The sequence below is a fragment of the Psychrobacter sp. Ps6 genome (assembly GCF_022129235.1).
In the GTDB taxonomy this organism is placed as follows: Bacteria; Pseudomonadota; Gammaproteobacteria; order Pseudomonadales; family Moraxellaceae; genus Psychrobacter.
Genome location: NZ_JADQAI010000110.1, coordinates 1 through 1,631 on the forward strand (window position 1 = coordinate 1; position 1,631 = coordinate 1,631).

Here is a 1,631-nt window from a genome sequence, read left to right on the forward strand (position 1 = left end):
TATTTATCGGCACACCTTGTCATCAATGGATTATGATAATTAAGCTTATACCACATAAGCTTCTCAGTAAATCGAGTAGGATTTTGTAAATTAGCAAACCGCTTATATCTTTTAAAATATTTTAATTTTAAAAAAATCTCATCAGGTAATATTTCTATAAATTTTCTAATAGTATTCATTATAACTCTCTTATGCCAGACTTTAACTTAATTTCATTTTCATTATATATAGTGCTACAATTACTTTCAAATTTAGAAATTAGCTCTCTGTTATTATAAATTTTAGATAATAGCTTAGCGTATGCGACATAATCGTAAACATCAAATAAAAGTGCAATGACATCATTAAGGCAAATATCTTTAACACCACTATTCTTGGTTGTAATAATTGCTTTGCCTAATGATAACGCTTCAACTGCAAACATAGACATACCTTCGCATCTGGAAGGTAATAGGACAACGTCAGTGTTAATTATTTTTTCTCTTACTTCAGAATTAGGTAAAGATGAAAAGTATTCTATTTTCGTTTTCCTTAATTTCTTAGCCTGTTCGAGAAAATCTTTAGACATTACACCAGAACCAATTACGGTTAGTACGTAACCATCATTACATTCATCACTATTCTCCAGATAGAGAAGGGCTTTAATTGTATCTGAAAATCCTTTTTGAAAATAACCCCCTTCATCCATACGACCTAGCTGTAATAACTTCAATGAACCTCGATCATTCTTAGTCTGATTTTTTGATGGTAATTGAAGAAATTCATTATGAATGCTATTTGGTAAAATAATATAGTCAATATTTTTTATAAGCGAATATTTATCTTCAAATAAATGTTTATTTAAGAATGATATATAAAATGTTGTTGTTGTTGCGATAACTAATTTTGTTTTTATTGCCTGTTCAAATAAAATCTTTCTAAAATAGTTATTGCCATCAAACATTACAAACTCAGGCATTGTTCCATGTACTCGAATAATATGCTTGTTTTTTTTGAATTTTTTTGAAAGATAGTTTTTTAAATTACCAAAATAAAACTCCTCATAAAATATTGAGTCTTCATCTGCTATATCAAAACTACATAAACTTTTATATAATTTTTTATATTTGATATTAGCATATAAATCAAGCACAACTCTCGACTTTGTTAACTTTGCTAATCTCAACTCACCTCGATAATCAAATTTAATAAGTGTAGCCTTTCCCAAAAAACAATCAGGTAATACAGCATCATCATTTAAACAATATATATATATGTGTTCATATTTGTTCTCATCAATTACATATTGAATAAAGTTAACAAATGAAACTGCGAATCCAGTTCCTGACGGATAAAAATCAGAACAAAAGTAAAATAACTTCATTATTTAATGGCGATTAAGCATCGCCACTCCTTATTCATTTTAGTTCAGTGTATTTAAAGTATTTAACGCAGAGCGAATGACCTGATGCATATCATAATACTTATATTCGGCTAACCTTCCACCAAAAATAATGTCTTTTTCTTTTTTAGCTAACTCTCTATATTTCTTGTAAAGTTCCATATTCTTATCATCATTGATAGGATAATAAGGTTCGTCACCTTCAGACCATTCTTTAGGATACTCTTTTGTTATAACTGTCTTATCAACA

At 28.3% G+C, this 1,631-nt stretch carries 2 protein-coding genes; both read right to left on the reverse strand.

The genetic code is table 11. The annotated features are described in order from the left end of the window. Positions 1 to 178: 178 nt before the first annotated feature. The gene (locus tag I3255_RS14145) at positions 179 to 1,363 is read right to left on the reverse strand and encodes a glycosyltransferase family 4 protein (RefSeq protein ID WP_238039386.1); all 1,185 of its coding nucleotides are present in this window, start codon (positions 1,361 to 1,363) and stop codon (positions 179 to 181) included. A 39-nt stretch (positions 1,364 to 1,402) separates the two neighbouring features. Beyond that, positions 1,403 to 1,631 (reverse strand): UDP-galactopyranose mutase (locus tag I3255_RS14150; RefSeq protein ID WP_275950129.1); only part of this gene is annotated, 229 nt, incomplete at its 5' end.

Excerpts from the sequence above, each read along its gene's own strand:
- I3255_RS14145 (WP_238039386.1), bottom strand. The coding sequence starts at position 1,363 with ATGAAGTTATTTTACTTTTGTTCTGATTTTTATCCGTCAGGAACTGGA.